The sequence below is a fragment of the Pseudomonas sp. E45-MNA-CIBAN-0222 genome (assembly GCF_040310405.1).
Taxonomy (GTDB): Bacteria; Pseudomonadota; Gammaproteobacteria; order Pseudomonadales; family Pseudomonadaceae; genus Stutzerimonas; species Stutzerimonas stutzeri_AC.
This window is the reverse complement of record NZ_JBEOPU010000156.1, coordinates 1-259: the sequence shown is the minus strand read 5'-3', so window position 1 is coordinate 259 and position 259 is coordinate 1. Positions and strand designations below refer to the sequence as shown.

Here is a 259-nt window from a genome sequence, read left to right as displayed (position 1 = left end):
AGTCAGGGTCGAACTGCCCCAGGATTTCCCAAGCACCAAGATCAAGGTGTGGGTTGACGGTGGCGCGGGCGGCTTGCCGGGCCTGGCTGGCAATCCTGGCAAGGGCGGGCAGTCCAAGGGTTGCCTGGTGTACCGCGCTGATGGCGGCGATAAGGGCCGGCCGGGGCTCGAAGGGCAGCCGGGTGTTCAGGGGCCTGCGGGCTCCGTAACGGTCCAGCGGTTATAGGGGAAGGGCAGCTTCAAGCCACAAGTTTCAAGC

Annotated in this window: 1 pseudogene; it reads left to right on the top strand. The window is 65.6% G+C overall.

The features are described 5' to 3' along the window. A pseudogene (locus AAEZ08_RS23150) lies at positions 1-226 on the top strand (collagen-like protein); the annotation flags it as partial. Between the last annotated feature and the right edge of the window lie 33 nt (positions 227-259).